Here is a 24,512-nt window from a genome sequence, read left to right as displayed (position 1 = left end):
TTTCTATGGCACTTCATACTCAGTTAGCATTTTTTATTCAACAATTTTCTTCTGTCTATAAAGTTGATTAAGAACTAGCGATAAAATTATTACAATTAAAGAAACTACATATACTGACTTTAAACCACTTAATAAAACTTGCCTTAAAGTCGGTATTAAATTAGATGTTAAATGTTTAGCTTTATCAGCAGAAACAATATCATTCATCATTCTTTGAGTTAATTGCGGATGATGTGCTAGCTGTTTAGCTACAACCATGTTAAATGTAATTCCATATATAGAGACCATCATAGTCTGTCCTAAATATTTCATTAATGTATTGAAACTAGTTGCAACTCCAATTTTATCGCGTCCTACTAAAACTTGAGAACAAACTTGCGAAGCAGTTGTAATAGCTCCAAAGGCTGTCCCATTAAATGCTGCAATCAGGCAAAATACCCAAAACGAAGTGTAGATTGGAACAAATATTAAAGCTAAGTCTGCCAAAACAAGGATAATTAACATATAATCATATGTTTTCTTTATTCCCCATCGTCCAAGCATTCCTCCGATTAAAAATGATCCTACAATCCACATTAAAGAACTTGGTGTCACCGCAAATCCAGCAACAGAAGCGCTTGTCGCATTTATTTCCTGCATCCAAGTTGGAATATAAAATTCAAAGCCAATGACTACCCCTGAAATAAGTAAAGTAATCAAATTAATCATTGTAAATTCTTTGCTAGTTAGCATATCTAGCGGCATAATTGGATCTTTTGCTTTCTTCTCCATTCTAAAGAAAAGAAAGGCTGAAGCAACAATAATAACTAGTAATCCTAATAAGATTAAATTAAAGCCATTTTCTATTTCTTGTAAGAAGACCATTAAGGCCAATAAAAAGATGACTAAACAAGTTGTTCCTTTTAAATCTAAAGTGGAATCCTTACTTGTCTTTGTTTCTTTAAAAAAGAAGATCACCAGTAAAAAGGCTAAAATTCCTAATGGAACATTAATATAAAAAATCCAATGCCATGATAAATGTTGAACAATGAATCCACCTAACAATGGTGCAATGACCGAAGCTACTCCCCAAAAACCAGAGTTTAAACCTAGCATCTTTGCTCTTTTTTCAAGCGTATATAAATCAGCAATAATGGTAACAGCTACTGGCTGTACTGCTCCTGATCCGAGCCCCTGAATTACTCGAAAGAGGATTAGTTCCACCATATTCTGTGCAATTCCACAAAGTGCTGATCCAATCACAAAAACAGCAATTCCGAATAGAAATACAGGTTTTCTTCCAAGGCTATCAGCTAGTTTTCCATAAATTGGGGTTGAGACAGCAGTCATTAATAGAAAGATGGAAACAACCCAATTCATGATTTCTAATCCATTTAAATCAGAAACAATTGTGGGCATCGCCGTCGATACAATAGTCCCTTCAATCGCTGTCATAAAGGTCGTTAAAAAGATAGCAATTGTTACAATTTTAGTATTACTTTTATTCTGCATGCTCGCTCACATATGTTTTTAGCGCTTCTACCTTATCTGTATGCTCCCAAGGTAAATCCACGTCTGTTCGTCCAAAATGACCATAAGCGGCAGTTTGGCGATAAATAGGACGCTTTAAGTTCAGCATTTCAATAATACCAGCTGGTCTTAAATCAAAGACATTTCTAACCGCCTCTACCAATAGATCTTCACTTACTTTACTTGTTCCATGCGTATCAACCATGATTGAAACTGGATGGGCAACTCCAATTGCATAAGCAAGTTGAATTTCACATTGATAAGCTAAGCCAGCTGCCACAATATTCTTAGCTACATATCGAGCCGCATAACTTGCGCTTCGATCAACCTTAGTTAAATCTTTACCTGAGAAAGCACCGCCACCATGACGAGCGTATCCACCATATGTATCAACAATAATCTTACGTCCAGTTAGCCCCGAATCTCCTTTAGGTCCACCAATAACAAAGCGACCAGAAGGATTAATCAAGAACTTAGTATCCTTATCAAGATATTGAGATGGGATGACCTTCTTAATTACCATATCGATCATTGCTTCACGAATTTCATCGTTAGTTACTGTTGCATCAGTTTGAGTAGAAATAACCACTGTATCTACACGTTTTGGTTTATTTTCATCATCGTATTCTACAGTTACTTGTGCTTTTGCATCAGGTCTTAGCCAATCAAGACGTCCCTCTTTGCGAAGACTAGCAACCTGTCTCATCAATGAATGAGCTAAAGAAATAGGTAGCGGCATTAATTCAGGAGTTTCCTTAATGGCAAAACCAAACATTAACCCTTGGTCACCAGCACCTATTTTATCTAAATCATCTTTGTCCTGCTGGTTTTCACGTGTTTCAAGTGATTCATTAACACCACCAGCGATATCACTAGATTGTTCATCAATATCGACTAAGATAGCACAATTATTACCGTCAAAACCAAGTTCAGGACGATTGTATCCAATCTCTAAAATAGTTTTTCTAACTACAGATTGAATATCCACATAGGCAGAGGTTGAAATTTCACCTACAACTAAAACGAGACCGGTAGTAACAGTCGTCTCACAAGCTACACGACCATCTGGATCCTTAGCTAAAATTGCATCTAAAATAGCATCAGAGATTTGATCTGCAACTTTATCTGGATGTCCTTCTGAAACTGATTCCGAAGTAAATAAACGTTTTTCTTTTTTCATAGAGTCCCCCATCTTTCGGTTACAAGGCATCTTCGTTAAAAACGAATCCTTTCGGGACCTTAACCGAATAACAATATATATAATAAAAATTCGTTCATTTGTCTTTAAACACAAAAAAAGGACTACCATATTTGGTAGTCCCGTGAACGATGGAGGATACAGGGCTCGAACCTGTGACCTCCTGCTTGTAAGGCAGATGCTCTCCCAGCTGAGCTAATCCTCCAACAACCATATTTAATATGGCAATGACCCGTACGAGATTTGAACTCATGTTACCGCCGTGAAAGGGCGGTGTCTTAACCGCTTGACCAACGGGCCAGATCTCACAATTGAGCACATATATTACTATACCAGATCTTTTTCAAAAAGCAAGTACTTTTTTCAAAAAATTTACTCAATAAATGAAATACATATTATGGCGAAAAATATTCTCCAACGGAGTGTGAGAGATTCGAACTCTCGATACAGGTAAAGCCCGTATACATGATTTCCAATCATGCTCCTTCAGCCACTCGGACAACACTCCATTATTTTATTATTGCCATAAACTCCGGCTGTCAGACTCGAACTGACGACAACCTGATTAACAGTCAGGTGCTCTACCAACTGAGCTAAGCCGGAATATTAAAAAAGAGCACGGCGACTGCCTACCCTCGCAGGCAGTTTCCCACCAACTACTCTCGGCGTTAAGAAGCTTAACTTCTGTGTTCGGCATGGGAACAGGTGTATCCTTCTTGCCATCGCCACCGTACTCTTTCTGAGCTTTCACACTCAAAACTGAATATAATCTCTAGCCTTTAAACCTTTGAGCTTTGGTCAAGTGCTCGACTGATTAGTACTAGTCCGCTCCACATATCGCTATGCTTCCACTCCTAGCCTATCTACCTCATCGTCTTTAAGGTGTCTTACTGCTTTCGCATCGGAAATCTCATCTTGAGGGGGGCTTCGCACTTAGATGCTTTCAGCGCTTATCCCTTCCATACATAGCTACCCAGCGATGCCTTTGGCAAGACAACTGGTACACCAGCGGTATGTCCATCCCGGTCCTCTCGTACTAAGGACAGCTCCTCTCAAATTTCCTACGCCCACGACGGATAGGGACCGAACTGTCTCACGACGTTCTGAACCCAGCTCGCGTGCCGCTTTAATGGGCGAACAGCCCAACCCTTGGGACCGACTTCAGCCCCAGGATGCGACGAGCCGACATCGAGGTGCCAAACCTCCCCGTCGATGTGAACTCTTGGGGGAGATAAGCCTGTTATCCCCAGGGTAGCTTTTATCCGTTGAGTGATGGCCTTTCCATGCAGTACCACCAGATCACTAAGCCCGACTTTCGTCCCTGCTCGAGTTGTAGCTCTCGCAGTCAAGCTCCCTTATACCTTTACACTCTGCGAATGATTTCCAACCATTCTGAGGGAACCTTTGGGCGCCTCCGTTACACTTTAGGAGGCGACCGCCCCAGTCAAACTGCCCACCTGACACTGTCCTCCAGAACGCTCAGCTCTGTGAGTTAGAGGATCCATCAAACAAGGGTAGTATCCCAACATTGCCTCCGGTAAGACTAGCGTCCTACTTTCTCTGGCTCCTACCTATCCTGTACATGTTTAACAAATACTCAATATCAAGCTACAGTAAAGCTCCATGGGGTCTTTCCGTCCTGTCGCGGGTAACCCGCATCTTCACGGGTATTATAATTTCACCGAGTCTCTCGTTGAGACAGTGCCCAAATCATTACACCTTTCGTGCAGGTCGGAACTTACCCGACAAGGAATTTCGCTACCTTAGGACCGTTATAGTTACGGCCGCCGTTTACTGGGGCTTCAATTCAAACCTTCGCTTGCGCTAAGCTCTCCTCTTAACCTTCCAGCACCGGGCAGGTGTCAGTACCTATACGTCATCTTACGATTTTGCAGATACCTGTGTTTTTGATAAACAGTTGTTTGGGCCTATTCACTGCGGCTGATATTTTACTATCAGCACCCCTTCTCCCGAAGTTACGGGGTCATTTTGCCGAGTTCCTTAACGAGAGTTCTCTCGCTCACCTGAGTGTTCTCCACTCGACTACCTGTGTCGGTTTGCGGTACGGGTAAAATTGTTCTGGCTAGAAGCTTTTCTTGGCAGTGTGACATCATGACCTTCGCTACTTTTATTTCGCTCCGCGTCACAGCTTGAAATCTAAAGACAAGCATTTGACTCATCTTTTTTCTTACTGCTTGCACATGTATTTCCAGCAACATGCGTCATTGGCCTCCTGCGTCCCTCCTTTGCTCATATCGAACAATTTCAGTACAGGAATATCTACCTGTTGTCCATCGGCTACGCCTCTCGGCCTTACCTTAGGTCCCGACTTACCCTGGGCGGACGAGCCTGCCCCAGGAAACCTTAGTCTTTCGGCGGATAGGATTCTCACCTATCTTTCGCTACTCATACCGGCATTCTCACTTCTAAGCGCTCCATTAGTCCTCTCGATCTAACTTCGCCGCACTTAGAACGCTCTCCTACCACGCATATAATATATGCATCCACAGTTTCGGTACTATGCTTAGCCCCGGTACATTTTCGGCGCAGCGTCACTCGACTAGTGAGCTATTACGCACTCTTTAAATGGTGGCTGCTTCTAAGCCAACATCCTAGTTGTCTACGCAACTCCACATCCTTTTCCACTTAGCATAGATTTGGGGACCTTAACTGGTGATCTGGGCTGTTTCCCTTTCGACTACGGATCTTATCACTCGCAGTCTGACTCCCGTGCATTGATATCTGGCATTCGGAGTTTATCTGGATTCAGTAACCCCTGACGGGCCCCTAGTCCAAACAGCGCTCTACCTCCATTATCATTCACACGAGGCTAGCCCTAAAGCTATTTCGGAGAGAACCAGCTATCTCCAAGTTCGTTTGGAATTTCACCGCTACCCACAACTCATCCCCGCGATTTTTAACTCACGTGGGTTCGGTCCTCCAGCGTGTTTTACCACGCCTTCAACCTGGTCATGGGTAGGTCACTTGGTTTCGGGTCTACGTCATGATACTCTTTCGCCCTATTCAGACTCGCTTTCGCTCCGGCTCCGTCTTTTCTGACTTAACCTTGCACCATAACGTAACTCGCCGGTTCATTCTACAAAAGGCACGCCATTACACTTTAATGTGCTCTGACTACTTGTAGGCACACGGTTTCAGGTTCTTTTTCACTCCCCTTCCGGGGTTCTTTTCACCTTTCCCTCACGGTACTGGTTCACTATCGGTCACTAGTTAGTATTTAGCCTTGCGAGATGGTCCTCGCGGTTTCAATCGGGATTCCTCGTGTCCCGACCTACTCAGGATCCTGCTAAGTCTCTCTGCAATTTCGCGTACGGGGCTTTCACCCTCTCTGGCTTATCTTTCCAGATAATTCTGCTATCACTTCAAGTACTATATCGCAGTCCTACAACCCCAACTGGCAAGCCAGCTGGTTTGGGCTCTTTCCTGTTCGCTCGCCGCTACTTGGGAAATCGATTTTTCTTTCTCTTCCTGCAGCTACTTAGATGTTTCAGTTCACTGCGTCTTCCTTCATTAACCTTAACAGTTAATGATAATACCTCACGGTATTGGGTTCCCCCATTCGGATATCTCCGGATCATTGCTTACTTACTGCTCCCCGAAGCCTTTCGTGGTTCGTCACGTCCTTCATCGGCTTCTAGTGCCAAGGCATTCACCATGCGCCCTTTTCTACTTGACCTATTTCAAGTTGAGTTTCTCTCTCTTCTCGGTCGCTCTTCAATCTGTTTTTTCGATTGTCTCGGTTTTTTGCTTTTGATTATATTCAGTTTTCAATGTACTAGCTCTTGAGGTAATACCCTCAAAACTAAACAAAGTTTCTCAGTGTGCTTCCGCTTGGCTTTCTCGATGACTTCTCTTAGTGCTCTCGCACTCTCCATCATCTTTCGCCTTCCTTAGAAAGGAGGTGATCCAGCCGCAGGTTCTCCTACGGCTACCTTGTTACGACTTCACCCTAATCATCTGTCCTACCTTAGACGGCTGACTCCTATAAAGGTTATCCCACCGGCTTTGGGTGTTACAGACTCTCATGGTGTGACGGGCGGTGTGTACAAGGCCCGGGAACGTATTCACCGCGGCGTGCTGATCCGCGATTACTAGCGATTCCAGCTTCGTGTAGGCGAGTTGCAGCCTACAGTCCGAACTGAGAACGGCTTTAAGAGATCCGCTTGCCTTCGCAGGTTCGCTTCTCGTTGTACCGTCCATTGTAGCACGTGTGTAGCCCAGGTCATAAGGGGCATGATGACTTGACGTCATCCCCACCTTCCTCCGGTTTGTCACCGGCAGTCTCATTAGAGTGCCCAACTTAATGATGGCAACTAATGACAAGGGTTGCGCTCGTTGCGGGACTTAACCCAACATCTCACGACACGAGCTGACGACAGCCATGCACCACCTGTCTCAGCGTCCCCGAAGGGAACACCTAATCTCTTAGGTTTGCACTGGATGTCAAGACCTGGTAAGGTTCTTCGCGTTGCTTCGAATTAAACCACATGCTCCACCGCTTGTGCGGGCCCCCGTCAATTCCTTTGAGTTTCAACCTTGCGGTCGTACTCCCCAGGCGGAGTGCTTAATGCGTTAGCTGCAGCACTGAGAGGCGGAAACCTCCCAACACTTAGCACTCATCGTTTACGGCATGGACTACCAGGGTATCTAATCCTGTTCGCTACCCATGCTTTCGAGCCTCAGCGTCAGTTGCAGACCAGAGAGCCGCCTTCGCCACTGGTGTTCTTCCATATATCTACGCATTCCACCGCTACACATGGAGTTCCACTCTCCTCTTCTGCACTCAAGTTCAACAGTTTCTGATGCAATTCTCCGGTTGAGCCGAAGGCTTTCACATCAGACTTATTGAACCGCCTGCACTCGCTTTACGCCCAATAAATCCGGACAACGCTTGCCACCTACGTATTACCGCGGCTGCTGGCACGTAGTTAGCCGTGACTTTCTAAGTAATTACCGTCAAATAAAGGCCAGTTACTACCTCTATCTTTCTTCACTACCAACAGAGCTTTACGAGCCGAAACCCTTCTTCACTCACGCGGCGTTGCTCCATCAGACTTTCGTCCATTGTGGAAGATTCCCTACTGCTGCCTCCCGTAGGAGTTTGGGCCGTGTCTCAGTCCCAATGTGGCCGATCAGTCTCTCAACTCGGCTATGCATCATTGCCTTGGTAAGCCGTTACCTTACCAACTAGCTAATGCACCGCAGGTCCATCCAAGAGTGATAGCAGAACCATCTTTCAAACTCTAGACATGCGTCTAGTGTTGTTATCCGGTATTAGCATCTGTTTCCAGGTGTTATCCCAGTCTCTTGGGCAGGTTACCCACGTGTTACTCACCCGTCCGCCGCTCGCTTGTATCTAGTTTCATTTAGTGCAAGCACTAAAATCATCTAGGCAAGCTCGCTCGACTTGCATGTATTAGGCACGCCGCCAGCGTTCGTCCTGAGCCAGGATCAAACTCTCATTTTCCTTTTGAAAATGAGCTTTTTATCGTTTAGCTCTAAAACTTTCTTTGAGTTATCTCAAATTTATTGCTTACGAATTGACTTCGCTTTTGTTTGGGATTTTTATATCCCGCACACTTTCAGCGAAACTTTGTTCAGTTTTCAAGGTACTACCGTTGTCATGTGACAACTTTTATATTATATCATGTCTTTTAAGCTTTGACAAGAACTTTTTTTAATTTTCTCATCTCTCTCAAATGACAGCTTTATAATATTATCATCTTTTGCTCGCTTTGGCAAACTTTTTTTGAACTTTTTTATTCGCTCTTTTCGCTTGCCTCAAACAGCATGTACTACTTTACAGGCTTTTTCACTTTTCGTCAACATGGTTTTGAATAAAAATATATATTGCGAATATTCATTTAATTAACAATTTAATTGTTCAGATTTATCATTTTTCATTCTTATTTTTATTAAGATTTAAGTTTTAAAATTCGGATATAAAAAATAAAGTGTTAAGTACTACTGCTTAACACTTTATTTTAATCTTTTTTTGAATATCTAATTTTAGCTTCTTGAATTTGTTTATTTAAAACTTCTTTTAATGGCATAAATCCTTTTTTAGCTCGTTTTGAGGTCCAAAAATGAACTCTCTTTTTTCTTGCTTCTTTGACTTCAGGAAGAACAGCTCGTCGAGATAGGCTAATTTGATTAGAATATGGATCTATATCAATGACTTGTACCTTTATAGTTTCTCCAACTTGGTATTCTCTTCCTATATCTTTTACATAGCCACCATGAATTTCAGAAATATGAATTAATCCTTCTATCTGGCTGTCCAATCTTACAAAAATTCCGTATTGCTGTATATCACTAATTTTTCCATGAACTATATCACCAATTTTAACTTGCATACTATCTCATCCCTTACTAATATTAATTATAACTGTCTTTTTAATTAACGCTAAAGACATGACTTCTAGATTAATTCTTATGGAGGATTGCTTATTACAATGGAAAAATATGATTTAGCTATTATCGGCGCTGGGCCAGTTGGTCTCTTTGCCGCTTCTTTTGCTAATTTACATGGCTTAAAAACTATTAGCTTTGACGCTTTAAATGAAGTTGGTGGTCAAATTAGTATGCTTTATCCACATAAAGATATTAAAGATATCCCGGCTTTTTCTTCTATTAAAGGAAAAGAATTAGTTTCCCGATTATTTGAACAAAACGAAAATACTAAATTAACCCTCTCACATAAAGTAAAAAATATCTCTTTCTCAGCTGAAGACGATATTATTATTGATAATGACTATCAAGTGAAAAGCCTTCTGATTGCTACGGGCTTAGGAGCATTTAAGCCAAAAACTCTACCTTTATCTACTACTCCAGAACTCCAAGCCCATATTCACTATTCCATGCAACATCCCGAAATCTTTTCTAATAAAAAAGTCGCCATTCTTGGTGGTGGCGACTCTGCACTTGATTGGGCAATGGAATTAAGTAAAACATCTGATGTATATGTAGTACATCGTAGAAATGAATTTCGCGGACTTGAAAGTTCTGTTAGTCAACTTAAAAGTTTAAAAAATGTTGAACTTTTAACTCCTTACCTTCCAAAAGAACTTCACTTAAACAATAATAGAATAGAATTAGTTTTGCACAGAGTTGGTGCAAGTCACGATTTTATTACTAAAGACGTTGATGAAATTCTAGTTGCATATGGTTTCAAAAGTGATAATCGTCAATTACGTAAGTGGGGCATTGAATTAGAAAATAATTTAATTTCTGTTTCTCAAACAATGCAAACAAATTTGCCTCATGTTTACGCAATTGGTGATACTATTACTTACCCAGGCCGGGTACCAATGATTGCCCTAGGTTTTGGCGAGGCTCAAATTGCAATTAGCAGCATTATGCAAGACCTATTTCCAGAAAAAACAATGACTTTTCATTCTACGAGTATCTAATTTTTGAAAGGAATATATAGTTATTTATGGGACTTATTGATTTTATTCTTCATATTGATGACCACCTAGTCACAATTGTGAATATGTTTGGAAACTGGACATACTTAATTCTGTTTGCAATTGTTTTTATTGAAACAGGTTTAGTTATCTTTCCATTTTTACCAGGAGACTCACTTATATTTGCTGCCTGTGCAATGGCAGCAACACCAAAATACAATCTTCATTTTTGGATTTGCTATTTAGTTTTTCTTGTGGCTGCTGTTTTAGGCGATACAATTAATTATGAAATCGGTCGTTGGTCACAAGCTGAAGGTGCTAAGCACAGTTGGTTTAATAAGTTGATTAATCAAGATAAACGAAAAGCTGCCGAAAATTTCTTCGACAGGCATGGCGGTATTACTATTGTAATTGGAAGATTCATTCCATTTATTCGTACTTTTGTTCCATTTGTATCTGGTGCAAGTAAGATGCATTATGGTACTTTCATCCGTTATAACTTTCTCGGTGGTTTTCTCTGGGTAACTTTATTTGCTGCTCTAGGATTCTTCTTTGGAAATATTCCAGTTGTTCAAGAACACTTCTCATTAATTGTGCTGGCAATCATCTTAATCTCAGTGGTACCAGTATTGATCATTTGGATAAAGAAAAAATTAGTATTAAAAAAGGAGCTTGGTTAAAGCTCCTTTATTTTTTTGTCAAAATAAAACAGGAAAAATATAATTCATAAATTATCCCACCAGTTGCAAAGCACCCTGCAAAAAACTCCTCTGTTAGAACGTTAATAATAGGATCGGTAGTAGGATCAAAAAGCCAGTCACTATTGTTAAATAATAAGTGATGAAAAGAAATGAAAAATTCATCAAAATTCATTAAAGCAAAAGGCAAAATAATTACAGGTAAAATCATAAAGATTAAGGCTGTAGTTTTCGAAATGTAGATATAATTCATTCTCTTTCTCATTTTTAAAAAGATAAGAATAATTAATCCAACAATAAAGACAATTATTGCTAATTCAAACAATAATTTACACTCATAAAAATGGCGTGCTGCACTCGGAGAAGTAGGGAAATCAGACATTTGCAATTTATTTTTAAAGGGGAGCAACAAATAATCCAAAAGTTGAGTATAGTTTTTCATTATTGTTCCCAGTGACTTTCTTACTATTAAATCAGTCTTTTGAGCCTTTACAAAAATTGCTAGTAAGGGCCAGCTCAAAACAACTGCTCCTAAAGTCGCGGTAGCAAGCGCCATCATTAAATTGTAAACAACTGCAATTATCGGTTTTCTTTTCATAGTTTCCATTCATCTAGATTCTCTACAATATATGTCGGCTTCTTATCTTTTTCTTTTAACTGCTCCTTATTTGTTACGCCTGTCAACGTTAAGAGTGAATCAATATTGCAGTTAATCCCCGCCATAGTATCGGTATCGTAGTTATCTCCAACTAAAATTGCATCTTGTCCTTGTGCATTCAACATTTTCAATGCACTCGCTACAATAATCGGTGAAGGCTTTCCGATGTAAGTTGGCTTAACCCCCGTTGCTACTTCAATCATCGTGCAAAGGGCGCCATTTCCAGGTAGTAGCTCATCTCCAGAAGGTAAATTTTTATCTGCATTTGTTCCAATAAACGTTGCACCATTTCTAATTGCTCGAGTTGCTACACGAATTTTGTGGTAGGTTAAATCTGTATCCATCCCTACAACCACATATTTTGGATTTCGATCATCATAGTAAAAACGTTCATTTTTTAATAAGCCTTGTACTAAGCCAATTTGACCAATAATATAAATTGGTATTTTAGTTGCATCTGGATTTTGAGAAAGTAAATAAGACTCTGTAGCTAAAACTGGCGTATAAACATGGTAAATATCAGTATTAACGCCATGTCCTCTAAGCTTATCAACTACCATTTGTGGTGTACGAGTTGAATTATTAGTTAAAAATAAGTGGGGAATATTTTTTTCTTGGAGACGATGTATAAATCTCACACCACTTTCAATCGTATCGCTGCCACGGTAAATAGTTCCATCTAAATCAATTAAGTAACATTTATAGTCTTTATGTTCCACAATTATCCCTTTCTCTTCTTAATTACAAAGCTTTTATTTTTATGATTTCCACGTTGAAATTTTACGGCTGTCTTATGACTGCCAATCTTTGTTTTATGAACGCGTCTTTCTTTAAAGTAAGGACGCTTTGCACGGTAGCAGTTATTGTTTGTGCTCTTTCTCTTATTTTGCCTACCAAAAGCAATTTTTTTAATTTGGTTTTCTTGAGCTAAACGCAAAATAAAATATGCACTACCAGGATTACAGTATTCTTCTAAATAATCCACAATTGCATTAGCTTTTTTATCAATTGCAACGCGATCATTCTCATCATAAAAGCCCTTTAATCTCAAATGCTCACTTGAGACATCCCCTACTAAATAATCATATTGATCTAAATAAGGGTCATACTTCTCCTTAAGCATTTCAATGTCTAGAGCATCTTTTACGTTAGCTATAATTTCATACTCTCGCCCGTTAATCATTACAATATCTTCATTAATAATGACATGAGCTAAAGGATGGTATAGCGGCTGGTCTTTATCTGCTTCTTTATACTCCATTATTTTTCTTTCTCTTTATTTATTGGGTATTTCTTTTTTAAATAGTTTCCTATTACGGTTCTTAGATAATCGGGGAATAAAAATTTATTTTTACCCATAATTGAAATTGTAGGGAAAAATGGAATCAAAACATAGTGATCAAGCAATGCAAGTGTATATTCTTTTTCAGGATCAATTTCTTTTCCATTAATGTAAACCGTTCTACTTGCATGATCAACTTGTATTCCCTTATATACAAGATCTCCAAAAATCTTACCTCTAAAACTCATTCCCTTAAGTGCAAATTTACTTAGAAAATGACGATTTTTTTCCATCTCCATTACCATGCGCCAAACATCACTTCCAAGCAGCTTAGTTTGTACCACATGCATTGGATGAGGCAAAGCAGCTTGTAAGTCGGCTTCCGTTAAAACTCCCTGATGAAATGGTTTTAAAAATAAACCACTATTCAAGACAGCAACATCAGTTCCAGCAAATTCACTAATTGCATCAAGTGAAACTTGAATTGCTGCCATCTTATCATGATCAAATTTACCTGGTAAATAAGCAATTTTTCGTGCTTTAAGCATCTGCTCACCTTTTTGATGCCAATCTACAATTTGCTTTTGATCGGAATCTAAACTTGGTAAGTCATCAGTAGTGACAGTGTTTGGTTTAATTGATAATACTTGATGCTCATCATTTAATTCAACACTAATGTCACCAATATGTTGACCCCATTTTCCTGTCTGAGTAATCCAAGTATTGTTTACTTTTTCACCTTTTGCTAAATAGTCATGACTATGTCCGCCAACAATCAAGTCTACTTCAGGATAATGATGGGCTATATATCGATCCACCCTTAAACCAATATGACTAACAATAATTAACATATCATATTGACCCTTTATCTTCGGCAGTAATTTATCTAAAGTATCAGAAATCAACTTCACATGCCAATGATTGGGACCATATGTCATTGGATATGCAGCTGTTAAACCAACAACTGCAATTCTAGTCTTCTTTTTGGTTTCAAATATTTTATAGGGAGTACACCACTTTGGCATACTCTCATCTTCCTCACGTAGGTTAGCTAATACAACGGGAAAATTAGCGTGATCAAATAATTTTTCTAAAACTGCATGAGAATTTGAAATACCTTCATTATTTCCAATGGTAATTGCATCATAATTAAATTCATTCATTAATTTAATGTTAGCCTGTCCTTCTGTTGCGTCAGACAAAGGATGTGATCGATCCATAAAATCACCAGCATCAAAAGTAAATGTTTGATCAACGCTCTTATCATTTTGAGCTTGATGCAAGTATCTTTTTATTTTAGGAAATTGTTCAAAATGTGAATGTAGGTCATTAGTATGAATAATACGTAATTTTTCCATACTTTTCCTCTTCTAACCAATATGATTGGCTTTTAATACTGTGTTATAGGCATCTAATACTTTTCCTTTAGGTTTTTCCCACTCTACCCATTGTGGGTCTTTCCAATCCTTCTCATTAGTTAAGGTCTCTAATTGGTAGGTTTTATTAATATATTCTTCATATAGTTGTAGTGATTTAGTTCGAGCTAAATTCAACTGCAAGATTCGAACTTTTTTAATTAATCCACGGTCTACAGCTAGTTCAGCAATTCCGTTTTGATCGATATTTGAAATTTCATAATATTTCGATCCGTCATTGCGAGTAACTTCTTCAATCAAGTCTAGTTGCTCATAAGCCATATTTCAGCATCTACTTTCTTAAAATGATTTTAACTACTATATTAATTATAGAAAAAAGTATACATCCATGCTATTGTTAAAAAGAATAGAGGTGTACACATGAAAACAAGCCGGCTTTACTTTTTAGCCCTTTTTTTTAGTTTAATTTTTATTTTTGAATCTGGATTTCTGGTTATCGGACACCGAGGCAACCCCAGTAAATATCCAGAAGAAACAATTCAAAGTGACAACTCAGCTTTCGCAGATGGTGCAGATTATGTTGAACTTGATCTTCATGTTTCAAAAGATAACGTCTTAGTCGTTTCTCATGACCGCGACTTAAGCCGAGTTGTTGGATCACCGGTTATTGTATCACAAAATAATTTTTCCTATTTAAATACCTTAAAACAAGCTAACGGTGAGTCAATCATTTCGCTAGATCAATTATTTGATTATTATAAAGATAAACCTAATACTAAGTTCCTTCTTGAAACGAAAAAGACTAAACATAATAGCCCTAAAAATATGGAGGAGCTTCTTGCTAGCAGTATCAAAAAATATCATATGCAAGATCGGGTCATGATCCATAGCTTTTCTGCCCCTAGTCTAAAGACTATGAGTCAATTATTACCTGATGTACCTAGAATTTTTATTGTTGGCTCTCTGCAAAGAATTAATTTTGATGTATTAAGCTATGTAAATGGAATTAACATTTCATCTGATTTAGTCACTCAAAATCCTAAACTTATCGGTCAGCTTCATGCTCTACATCAAAAAGTATTTGTTTGGGCCGAAATGAACGAATCACCTAAATTATGGAACTGGTTAATTAACAATGATGTAGATGGAGTTGTAACGAACTTTCCTGCAAGAGGCTATAAATACAAATTGGCCAAGAGTGGTACTAAAAAATATACTGTTAATAAAGATGGTATTTACTTTGGTCGTACTCCGACTGGAGTTAGCGTAAACCCATATCTAAATGTGAAAACTTCAAAGCAAATTAGTTTCTTACAACCTGTCCATGTTTCTTCAGCTGTTATTGCATCGGGACAAACTTTTTATCAAATTGGTGATAAGGAATTTGTTCCTGCAGATCTAGTTAGCTTAGATTTGCAGCCTGAATGGATTTTGCCATATTGGAATTTAAGTATTATTAATCCTATCCAAAATCCGATTTTCACTTATAATAAACCTGATAGGCAGTCTGGTAAAAAAGCCCAACTCATGCCTAATAAACGCTATAAAATATTAGGTGTAAGTGGCGGAGTCAATGATTTATGGCTTCTTACTGACTATGGCTGGGTAAAGTCTTCTAAGATCTTATATTATGGTCTATTCAATAAGAACACTTTTGCCTATAAGAATTATCGAAAACTTGATCCAGCTTATCGTCAAACCAACGTTGCACTATTTCCTTATTTACCAGTAGAAAAAGTCCCAATTAAAAACTTTTGGTCGACTTATTCTGATGTAAATGCTGTAATATTTAATCAGAGATAAAAATTAAAGGAGTACATTTATGGAAGAACTAGATTATAAAAAATTAGCTCAGGAAAAAAAGGATGCTATTTTAAATGATTTAAAAGAATTAATCGCAATTGATTCTTCTGAAGATTTAAACAACACCAGTAAAGAATACCCAGTTGGTCCTGGCCCAGTTAAAGCAATGAAGAAGTTTTTATCTTTTGCTAAACGCGATGGTTTCGACACTGAAAATTTTGATAACTATGCAGATCGAATCAATATGGGTTCTGGTGACAAACGTGTAGGTATTATTGGACATATGGATGTTGTTCCTGCTGGCGAAGGCTGGAAGACTGATCCATTTAAGATGACTATTAAAGATGGAAAAATCTATGGTCGTGGTAGTGCTGATGATAAAGGACCTTCTTTAGCTGCTTATTATGGAATGCTTATCTTAAAGGAACATGGATTTAAGCCTAAAAAGAAGATTGATTTTGTCCTTGGAACTAATGAAGAAACTAATTGGGTAGGAATTGATTACTACCTCAAGCATCAACCAGCTCCTGATGTTGCCTTCTCACCTGATGCTGAATTTCCAATTATCAACGGTGAACAAGGAATTGTTACTCTAAAACTTGACTTCAAATTTGACCCAAGCCAAGGTGACGTTAAGCTTTGGACATTCCAATCTGGAATCGCTACTAACGTCATCCCTCAAACCGCTCATGCCCAACTTGAAGGCGATATTGACGGCATTAAAGAAAAATTTGATCTTTTCCTTAAAGAACACAAACTTGAAGGTAAGGCTGAAATGCTTAGTGGTCGCCTTGCATTAACATTAACTGGTCATGGCGCTCATGCATCAGCTCCTGAAACTGGTAGAAATGCTGCTACTTACCTTGCCCTCTTCCTTGATAGTCTTAACTTTGATGGCCAAGCAAAGAACTTCTTACACTTCCTAGCAACTGTTGAACATAAAGACTTCAATGGTAAGAAATTAGGCATTTTCCACCATGATGATTTAATGGGTGATTTAACCAGTTCACCAAGTATGTTTAATTTTGAAGGTCAAAATGCATACCTCTTAAACAATGTTCGCTACCCTCAAGGTATTGAACCAGAAGAAATGGTGAAAAATATCAACGAAAAGTTTGGTGATATTTTAGATGCTAGAGTTGAAGGCTCTGCTGAAGCTCCACACTATGTTCCTGGCGATGATCCAATTGTTAAGACACTTCTTTCTGTTTATGAAAAACAAACTGGTAAGAAGGGACATGAGGTTATCATTGGTGGTGGTACATACGGCCGGCTATTCAAACATGGTGTAGCTTTTGGTGCTCAACCAGAAGGTGCCCCACTTGTTATGCACCAACCAAATGAATACATGAAGGTTGATGATTTAATCAATTCAATTGCTATTTACGCCGAAGCAATTTATGAATTAACTAAGTAAACCAAAAATATTAATAAATTCGTAAAGAAGGACTGCATCAATGCTAGTCCTTTTTTTGCTATAATAGGTGAAAAGTAATTAACAAAGGATCCTGATCTGTGAAAAATTTAAAAGAGAAAATCAGAAAGTTCCTAACTGCGGGGCCAGAAGTTAAAACACTGCAAAGCGAATCAGACGAAAGCCAGTGGAAATTTTATAGTGGTATCGTCTATTTAACCTTGCGCCGTGTTTTTCATTATTTTATTTTAATTGCATTTTTCGGTTTATTTTTACTAATTGGTTTTGGTGGAGGTTATGCACTTGGCATTGTTCGTAATCAACCTATTCCAACTATTAGCGAATTAAATCATCAAATAAATCATGCTCAAAATTCAGCTACCCTCTACTATGCTGGTAATAAAAAAATTGCTACTGTTCGACCAGATACGGTTACTAAAAAAGCAAGTGAAAGTGAATTAACTCCCCTCGTTAAGAATGCTGTAACAGCCACTGAGGATGAAAACTTTTATATTCATAAGGGTGTTTTACCTAAGTCCTTAGTTAGAGCTGTACTTTCTGAACTAACAGGTGTTGGTGTGCAGACTGGTGGGTCAACTTTAACTCAGCAGTTAGTTAAGATGCAATTCTTAACTAGCCAGACAACTTGGAGAAGAAAAGTTACTGAAATGTTTTATGCTCATAAGATCGAAAAACATTTTTCTAAAGAAGACATTCTCCGTGCATATTTAAATGCTGCTCCTTATGGTAAAAATAATCGCGGAGAAAATATTGTCGGCATTAAAACTGCTGCTGAAGGTATATTTGGTAAATCAATTTCTGAACTTAATTTACCGCAAGTCGCTTTTATTGCCGGTCTACCTCAAAGTCCGTCTGTATATACTCCATATCGCTTAAATGGAAAAGTAAAAAGTGATCTTGACTTAGCAATGCGGCGAAAAGACATTGTTTTATTCCGTATGTACAGAAATGGCGATATTAGTAAAAAAGCTTATCTTGCAGCTAAAAAATATGATTTACGGGCTGACTTCCTTGCTCCTGAAAAAGCACCTAAGCAAAAGAAACAAAGCGGTTACTTATACAATTTAGTAATGAATAAGAGTGCTAGTCTTTTAGCTGAAAACTTGATTGAACAAGATGGTTTAAAAGTCTCTGACGTTAAACAAGATACAAACCGTTATAATCAATACCTAACTAGTGCAACTGAGCTTCTTCATCAAAAGGGTTACCACATTAAAACCACAATTAGAAAGCCGCTGTACCAGACCATGCAACAGGTTGTTAAGCAAAACAAGTATGGTCAAGACCGAACTTCTCGTGATTTTGATTCCTCTACTAATAAGTGGGTTAATACTACTGAGCATGTTGAAAATGGTAGTGTAGTAATAGATAATGCTACCGGTAAGGTCTTAGCATTTAGTGGTGGGGTTGACTTTAAAAATTCTCAAATTAACCATGCCTTTGATACTTACCGCTCTCCTGGTTCTTCAATTAAGCCATATTTAGTTTATGGACCAGCGATAGAGCATAAGCTTATTTCAAGCCAAACCGCAATTGCTGACTTCCCTACCAGATTTGGTAACTATATTCCAACTGACTATAACTCAACTGTTGAAAACAGATTTATCTCAGCTCAGGAAGCTTTAAGTAAGTCTTATAACCTTCCTGCTGTAAATTTATACAGTAAGTTAGTTAACGATAAAAATATCAATCTGCGTCAAGATATGAAGAAATTAGGCTTAAATTTAAGTAAGAGTGAATTTGAAAACTTAGGATTAGCTCTTGGTGGTACTGATTACGGTTTTTCAGTAGCTGATAATGCTAGTGCCTTTTCTAACTTCTATAACAATGGTAAACGTGCCGATCAATACTATATTGAAGAAATTCAAGATCCATCAGGTCGAGTAATCTATAAGCACAAACAAAATCCACAAAAAGTCTTCTCTACAGGCACTTCCTACATTATGCAGAAGATGCTACACCAAGTAGTGACTAAAGGGACTGCTTCAAGCTTAACCGGTACCTTGAAGTTTGATTATAAGAACTTAATTGGTAAAACTGGAACAAGTAATGATTATCGTGATATTTGGTTTAATGGATCTACTCCTGGAATTACAATTTCTAGTTGGATGGGCTATGATAACTTCTACGGTCATTCATACAACTTAGATTCTAATTCTAGTGAGACTAATTTAAATCTATGGGCCAATATTGCTAATGCATTATATAAGGAAGATCCGTCGATCTTTAAATTAAATGATGCGCCTAGCCGTCCAAGCTCCGTTTATAAAAATAGAGTCTTAGCAAGAACAGGAACATTATCTGGAACAGTAAGCTATGATGGCGATAATATTGATCTCACTGGCAAAAAGACTACCGCATTAAGTCTTTCACCAGCACCAAATGCAACTGCTAGATTTGGTATTGGTGGCTCAACCAAAGACTACAACCTCTTCTATGATTACTTAGAAGGTAAACATAATGACTATGGTAAAGTCTTAATCTACACTGGTAAGACGATTTCTAAGAAAAAGAATATTAATAGTCTCTTTGCTGTAGCTGATGGATCGACTTCAGAAAATGCAAAAAATTATTATGGCAAAAACCATGAAGTTTATCGTGAATCTAATAATAATTCTTCTTCCTCAACTAATCGGAATGTAGGAGCCAATGATGAACAAGCTAGGAGTACAGGACAAGGCGGAAACAACAATTCTTCCTCCACTACGAGAAGTACCGTTTCTACTCGTGAATCTCCTTCTTCATCTCAAAATAATAGATCAGAAAGTAATAATGCTATTGAAGCTAACGATGTAAATTCAAATATTAGTCCAAGTGAAAATGCTCCTACGAGCGGCACTACTAGCACAGAAGCTACTGCGGGTGACGCTGCAGCAGAGAATGCTCCTACCGCTCCATAATTAGAATTTTACATATTAAAAAATCCTCTTAGGTTGAATTTAACCTAAGAGGATTTTTAGTATAACTATATTTTATTTAGTAGAACGAGATTGCTTTAAAGTATATGGCAAGATAACATGAGCTTCATCTAATTCTTCGTTACTCATTAATTTAGTTAACATTCTCATTGCAACAGCACCGATATCATAAAGTGGTTGTTGCACAGTTGTTAATTGCGGACGAACAATTTTAGCCACATTAGTTGAAGCAGCAGATATAATTTCTAAGTCATCTGGAATAGCTACACCTGCATCTGCTGCTGCATTAATAATACCAGCTGCAGTTACATCACGAGTAGCAATAATTCCCTCTATTTTATCTGCTTTAATTTGTTTAAATAATTCATAACCGTCTTCATAAGTTCTAGCACCTTCATAGATATGAACATTTTCTAAGTTATGTTCTTCCATAAAATCTTTATAAGCTACAAAACGATTATCCTTATTAACATAAGCTTTTCCATCGCCAACAACTAAAGCAAGGTTTTTCTTACCATTCTTCAATAATAAGCCTAAGGCTTCTTTCTCAGCTGCCTTATAATCAATTGTTACACTAGGAAAATCTTGATTTGCATCTGTAGTACCTGCCAAAACAACTGGTGTGTTAGTACGTTTGAAAATTTCTTGTGCCCTTTCACTCATCAAGTTTGACATGTAAATTACACCATCAACTTGCTTATTAAGTAAGTTTTGAATTACTTGATCTTCATTTAACAAAGTATTACCGACACTAGAAAGTAAAATATTGTACTTATACATAGTAGCAATATCGTCAATTCCTTTAGATAATTCTGCAAAATGCATATTCGTTAAGTCAGGAACAATCAAACCAACAGTTGTAGTTCTCTTTGAAGCTAATCCTTGAGCTACGGCATTAGGTTGATAATGCAAACGGTCAATGACAGCTAATACCTTTTCACGTGTTTCTTTACGTACATTATTATTTCCATTTACTACTCTTGAAACAGTAGCCATAGAAACTTTTGCTTCACGAGCAACATCATAAATAGTTACTTCTTGTTTTTGCATAAATTTCTCACACTCCTGTAAAAACACTCTTTTATAACTTATCAAGAATATCAAGACATTGCAACCGTTTACGACTAAAAACTAATTATTTTACCATATTATATGATATACTCCCAGTATATGTTAAAAAAGGAGTTAAAATTATGAACTTAGATAAGTTACAAAATTGGCTAATTTCAACCAATAATGATGTTGTCTACATCTCTGATCCAATTAGTATTAATTACTTTACTGGCTACAGCATGGATCCTCACGAAAGAATTTTTGCGTTGCTAGCTTTTAAAGATAAGCCAGCTTTTATTTTTGCACCTGAATTAAATGTTGAAGAAGCTAAAAATTCAGCCTGGGATGGAGATGTTTATGGCTATCTTGATCACGAAAATCCATGGTCAAAAATTGCTGACTTGGTAAATCAACGTATTGGCACTCCAAATAATATTGCTATTGAAAAAGTCCATCTTTCAGTTGATCGCTTAGAAGCATTAAGAATCGCCTTTCCTGATTCCTCGTTTACAAATAATGTATCCCCATTTGTTGCTGAAGCACGCTTACGTAAAACACCAGAGGAAGTTGAACAATTAAAAGCTGCTGGCGCAGAAGCTGACTTTGCTTTTCAAATTGGTTTTAATGCCCTTAAAAACGGTGTAACTGAACGCTACGTTGCTGGTCAAATTGATTACCAGTTAAAACTTCAAAAAGGTGTAATGCACACTAGTTTTGAAACAATCGTCCAAGCTGGTAAAAATGCTGCTAACCCTCATCTTGGCCCAACCATGAATAAAATTGAACCAAATGAATTAGTTCTTTTTGACCTTGGAACAATGCATAATGGCTATGCTTCGGACTCAAGTAGAACTGTTGCTTACGGAGAACCAACTGCTAAAGAAAAAGAAATCTACGAAGTTGATCGTGAAGCTCAACAAGCAGCGATTGAAGCCGCAAAACCTGGTATTACAGCTAGTGAACTTGATGCCGTTGCTAGAGATATCATCACTAAGGCTGGCTATGGCGAGTATTTCATCCACCGTCTTGGTCATGGTATTGGTATGAACGTTCATGAATTTCCACAAATTATGGAAGGAAATGATGTTGTTCTTGAAGAAGGTATGTGTTTCTCAATTGAGCCAGGTATTTATATCCCTAACGTAGCTGGTGTTAGAATCGAAGACTGTGGTGTTGTGACAAAGAATGGTTTTGAAACTTTTACTAAAACAAGTAAAGAATTGAAATACATTCCCGTTAAAGACTAATTTATACTAAATTAACTGGTGATAGTTTACCTCTATCACCAGTTTTTTTATACAAAAAAAGAACCAAGTGAAAACTTGATTCTTTAATCTTAATTAATTAATTTTTTTCAGCGTTATTTAGATCACTAACAGCTTCTTTGTCAGATTTTTCATCTTCGCCAAGATCTTTGTTAGTATCATCAATTACGATATCATCAAAATCTTTCAATTCTGAATCATCTTCAACTGATTTAGGGAATGATGCTAATTGGTTCTTAATTGCTTCAGTTCCCTTGTCATATTTTTCTTTTAAGTCTTGCAACTTTTCGTTTTCAGCTAGTTTTTTCTTTACATCATCAGTTGCATCTTCTGGTAATAATAAAGATCCAGCAATCAAGCCAACACCTAAACCAACAACGCTACCTAATAAAAATCCACCTAATTTACGCATAATTGTTCTCCTTTATAAATATTAGTCTTCACCGCGACGACGCTTACGTCTTGCAAACATTCGACTAACTAGAGATGAAAAGATGCCAATTCCAGCTCCTCTAATACCCATACCAGAGAAACGTTCAATCATTCTTCTTGATGAAGAATTAATGTCTGACACGCTTTCACCTAAATCTGCAGCTGCCTTCACAACTGGTTCTAACTCGGTTACTTTACCATTTACATCGGCTAGAAGAGCATTACTTTTTTCTAATAAATCTTCACTTTGTTTCATCAATACTGCAGTCTGCTTAGTTAAGTCATCAACTGCTATATTAACGCTATCCATAGTTGAGTCAACTTTCTTCATTGTCTTAGTTGCTCTAACAATTAAAGGCAAAGTAAATAAGACTAAGATTAAAAAGGCAACTGCTGCAATCAAGCCAGCTAATGCACCATATGAAATTGACATAATCTATCCTCCATTAATTATTCCTCTCATAAAAAGTCTAGCATTATTCCTCCCCTCAAGCAATGAAATAGTACCTTACTTTTTGATATACTATCTAAAGAAATTGCTAAGGAGATGATGTTTTGAACTGGTCAACTATTTTAAAAGGAACATCTACAACTAAAAAAACTAATAATGTTGATTCACTTATTGATTGGAATAGTGTACTTCATACTCTCTTAAGTCGTGGAACTCAAATTCTAATTACAACTGGAATCTTTTTCTTGATTTGGCGTATAGGTAAACGCTTATTAACCCGTTACTTACTGAAAAATCCCAAGTTTCAAGAACACATGACTGGTCGAAAAAGAACCTTAGCTCAACTTGGCGTTGCTCTTTTTCAATACACAATTCTTTTATTTTATTTATACAGTCTTTTAACACTTCTAGGCATTCCAGTCGGGACTCTTATCGCTAGTGTGGGACTTGTTTCTCTTGCTTTAGGGATGGGGGCTCAAGGTTTAGTAAGTGATGTAATAACTGGAATAAATATTCTAAGTGAGGGCGAATATAATATTGGCGATACTGTCAAAATTGGAACCTATACTGGAACTGTTCTTTCTTTCACCTTACGTAATACTCGTCTTAAAACTACCAATGGTGCAGTTATCTATATTCCCAATCGCAATATTACTATTGTAGAAAATTTAACTCATGGTTCACATTCTGGATGGAGTATGAACATTAATTTGAATTTATCGGTTGATAACGATCTTACAACTGTTAACCATGCAATTAACACAGTAAATAAAGACCTAAAAGATAAATTTAAAAATCAAATTAAAAAGGGGCCGCAAATTATTGGCATTATCAATCAAACCGGTTCAAGTATTACTTACCAGATTCATTTTCAAGTAGTGGCTAACAGTCAAAGCCAGGTAAAAAATGCTTATCTGAGTGCTTATATCAAAAAGTTCAATCAACAAGATATAAAATTTAGTTCTATACCTACAAAACAAGAAAATACTACTACTTCTTAAAAG

18 protein-coding genes, 4 tRNA genes, 3 rRNA genes and 1 riboswitch are annotated in these 24,512 nt (G+C 37.6%); of the genes, 7 read left to right on the top strand and 18 right to left on the bottom strand.

Annotated features, from left to right (window positions below):
• Positions 1-33: 33 nt before the first annotated feature.
• The 10 genes from GTO82_RS02610 to GTO82_RS02565 form a co-directional block, all read right to left on the bottom strand.
• A complete protein-coding gene (locus tag GTO82_RS02610) occupies positions 34-1,491 on the bottom strand; it encodes an MDR family MFS transporter (protein ID WP_180873633.1) in 1,458 nt (485 codons plus the stop codon).
• Positions 1,481-2,689 carry a methionine adenosyltransferase gene (metK, locus tag GTO82_RS02605; RefSeq protein ID WP_180873632.1) on the bottom strand — a complete coding sequence of 403 codons (1,209 nt, stop codon included), beginning with the start codon at positions 2,687-2,689 and terminating at the stop codon, positions 1,481-1,483. Before metK ends, GTO82_RS02610 begins: the two co-directional genes overlap by 11 nt.
• Positions 2,687-2,757: riboswitch (SMK box riboswitch) on the bottom strand. (Overlaps the previous gene by 3 nt.)
• Before the next feature lie 82 nt (positions 2,758-2,839).
• Positions 2,840-2,912, bottom strand: a tRNA-Val gene (locus tag GTO82_RS02600).
• 23 nt (positions 2,913-2,935) lie between these two features.
• A tRNA-Glu gene (locus GTO82_RS02595) sits at positions 2,936-3,007 on the bottom strand.
• A gap of 118 nt (positions 3,008-3,125) precedes the next feature.
• Positions 3,126-3,215: transfer RNA gene (locus GTO82_RS02590), tRNA-Ser, on the bottom strand.
• Between the two features lie 22 nt (positions 3,216-3,237).
• Positions 3,238-3,310, bottom strand: a tRNA-Asn gene (locus tag GTO82_RS02585).
• A gap of 13 nt (positions 3,311-3,323) precedes the next feature.
• Positions 3,324-3,440, bottom strand: a 5S ribosomal RNA gene (gene rrf, locus GTO82_RS02580).
• 61 nt (positions 3,441-3,501) lie between these two features.
• Positions 3,502-6,404 (bottom strand): 23S ribosomal RNA (locus GTO82_RS02575).
• 218 nt (positions 6,405-6,622) lie between these two features.
• Positions 6,623-8,195 (bottom strand): 16S ribosomal RNA (locus GTO82_RS02570).
• The 16S, 23S and 5S rRNA genes sit together here with 4 tRNA genes alongside, the layout of an rRNA operon.
• Before the next feature lie 517 nt (positions 8,196-8,712).
• Positions 8,713-9,084, bottom strand: coding sequence for a CvfD/Ygs/GSP13 family RNA-binding post-transcriptional regulator (locus tag GTO82_RS02565; protein WP_180873631.1), 372 nt, complete (start codon positions 9,082-9,084; stop codon positions 8,713-8,715).
• Positions 9,085-9,183: 99 nt separating this feature from the next.
• On the opposite strand from GTO82_RS02565, the gene GTO82_RS02560 reads away from it, so the two are divergent.
• A complete protein-coding gene (locus tag GTO82_RS02560) occupies positions 9,184-10,140 on the top strand; it encodes an NAD(P)/FAD-dependent oxidoreductase (protein WP_180873630.1) in 957 nt (318 codons plus the stop codon).
• A 26-nt stretch (positions 10,141-10,166) separates the two neighbouring features.
• On the top strand, positions 10,167-10,817 hold the full coding sequence (locus GTO82_RS02555) for a VTT domain-containing protein (RefSeq protein WP_127835518.1): 651 nt from the start codon (positions 10,167-10,169) through the stop codon (positions 10,815-10,817).
• A 7-nt stretch (positions 10,818-10,824) separates the two neighbouring features.
• Here GTO82_RS02555 and GTO82_RS02550 read toward each other — a convergent pair whose 3' ends face one another.
• From GTO82_RS02550 to GTO82_RS02530, 5 genes are read right to left on the bottom strand one after another with little or no spacing between them, the layout of a single operon-like run.
• A complete protein-coding gene (locus GTO82_RS02550; RefSeq protein ID WP_172399349.1) occupies positions 10,825-11,442 on the bottom strand; it encodes a TIGR01906 family membrane protein in 618 nt (205 codons plus the stop codon).
• Complete coding sequence (locus tag GTO82_RS02545) at positions 11,430-12,212, bottom strand: TIGR01457 family HAD-type hydrolase (protein WP_180873629.1); 783 nt, start codon at positions 12,210-12,212, stop codon at positions 11,430-11,432. The genes GTO82_RS02550 and GTO82_RS02545 overlap by 13 nt, the downstream gene beginning before the upstream one ends.
• Before the next feature lie 2 nt (positions 12,213-12,214).
• Positions 12,215-12,754, bottom strand: a complete 540-nt coding sequence (locus GTO82_RS02540; protein ID WP_011161622.1) for a YutD family protein — start codon at positions 12,752-12,754, stop codon at positions 12,215-12,217.
• Positions 12,754-14,133, bottom strand: a complete 1,380-nt coding sequence (locus GTO82_RS02535; protein ID WP_086874688.1) for a bifunctional metallophosphatase/5'-nucleotidase — start codon at positions 14,131-14,133, stop codon at positions 12,754-12,756. The genes GTO82_RS02540 and GTO82_RS02535 overlap by 1 nt, the downstream gene beginning before the upstream one ends.
• 12 nt (positions 14,134-14,145) lie before the next feature.
• On the bottom strand, positions 14,146-14,472 hold the full coding sequence (locus tag GTO82_RS02530) for a hypothetical protein (protein WP_011161620.1): 327 nt from the start codon (positions 14,470-14,472) through the stop codon (positions 14,146-14,148).
• A 99-nt stretch (positions 14,473-14,571) separates the two neighbouring features.
• On the opposite strand from GTO82_RS02530, the gene GTO82_RS02525 reads away from it, so the two are divergent.
• From GTO82_RS02525 to GTO82_RS02515, 3 genes are all read left to right on the top strand, one after another.
• A complete protein-coding gene (locus GTO82_RS02525) occupies positions 14,572-15,954 on the top strand; it encodes a glycerophosphodiester phosphodiesterase (RefSeq protein ID WP_180873628.1) in 1,383 nt (460 codons plus the stop codon).
• 19 nt (positions 15,955-15,973) lie between these two features.
• Complete coding sequence (gene pepV, locus GTO82_RS02520; RefSeq protein WP_180873627.1) at positions 15,974-17,371, top strand: dipeptidase PepV; 1,398 nt, start codon at positions 15,974-15,976, stop codon at positions 17,369-17,371.
• Positions 17,372-17,469: 98 nt separating this feature from the next.
• A complete protein-coding gene (locus GTO82_RS02515; RefSeq protein WP_180873626.1) occupies positions 17,470-20,289 on the top strand; it encodes a transglycosylase domain-containing protein in 2,820 nt (939 codons plus the stop codon).
• 72 nt (positions 20,290-20,361) lie between these two features.
• Here the strand turns inward: GTO82_RS02515 and GTO82_RS02510 are convergent, their stop codons facing one another.
• Positions 20,362-21,357: a substrate-binding domain-containing protein gene (locus tag GTO82_RS02510; protein WP_180873625.1), complete on the bottom strand. Its 996-nt coding sequence runs from the start codon at positions 21,355-21,357 to the stop codon at positions 20,362-20,364.
• A 143-nt stretch (positions 21,358-21,500) separates the two neighbouring features.
• Here GTO82_RS02510 and GTO82_RS02505 point away from each other — a divergent pair, with 143 nt between their 5' ends.
• Positions 21,501-22,607: an aminopeptidase P family protein gene (locus GTO82_RS02505; RefSeq protein ID WP_180873624.1), complete on the top strand. Its 1,107-nt coding sequence runs from the start codon at positions 21,501-21,503 to the stop codon at positions 22,605-22,607.
• A 97-nt stretch (positions 22,608-22,704) separates the two neighbouring features.
• Here the strand turns inward: GTO82_RS02505 and GTO82_RS02500 are convergent, their stop codons facing one another.
• Entirely contained in the window at positions 22,705-23,037 is a 333-nt protein-coding gene (locus tag GTO82_RS02500; protein ID WP_004896805.1) for a hypothetical protein, read from the bottom strand.
• A 21-nt stretch (positions 23,038-23,058) separates the two neighbouring features.
• A complete protein-coding gene (locus tag GTO82_RS02495; protein WP_004895662.1) occupies positions 23,059-23,490 on the bottom strand; it encodes a DUF948 domain-containing protein in 432 nt (143 codons plus the stop codon).
• 122 nt (positions 23,491-23,612) lie between these two features.
• Here GTO82_RS02495 and GTO82_RS02490 point away from each other — a divergent pair, with 122 nt between their 5' ends.
• On the top strand, positions 23,613-24,509 hold the full coding sequence (locus GTO82_RS02490; RefSeq protein ID WP_180873623.1) for a mechanosensitive ion channel family protein: 897 nt from the start codon (positions 23,613-23,615) through the stop codon (positions 24,507-24,509).
• The last annotated feature ends 3 nt before the right edge of the window (positions 24,510-24,512 follow it).

Source organism: Lactobacillus johnsonii (assembly GCF_013487865.1).
GTDB classification, from domain to species: Bacteria; Bacillota; Bacilli; order Lactobacillales; family Lactobacillaceae; genus Lactobacillus; species Lactobacillus johnsonii_A.
The sequence above is the reverse complement of the archived record's forward strand: the minus strand, read 5'-3'. Positions and strand labels throughout refer to the sequence as shown.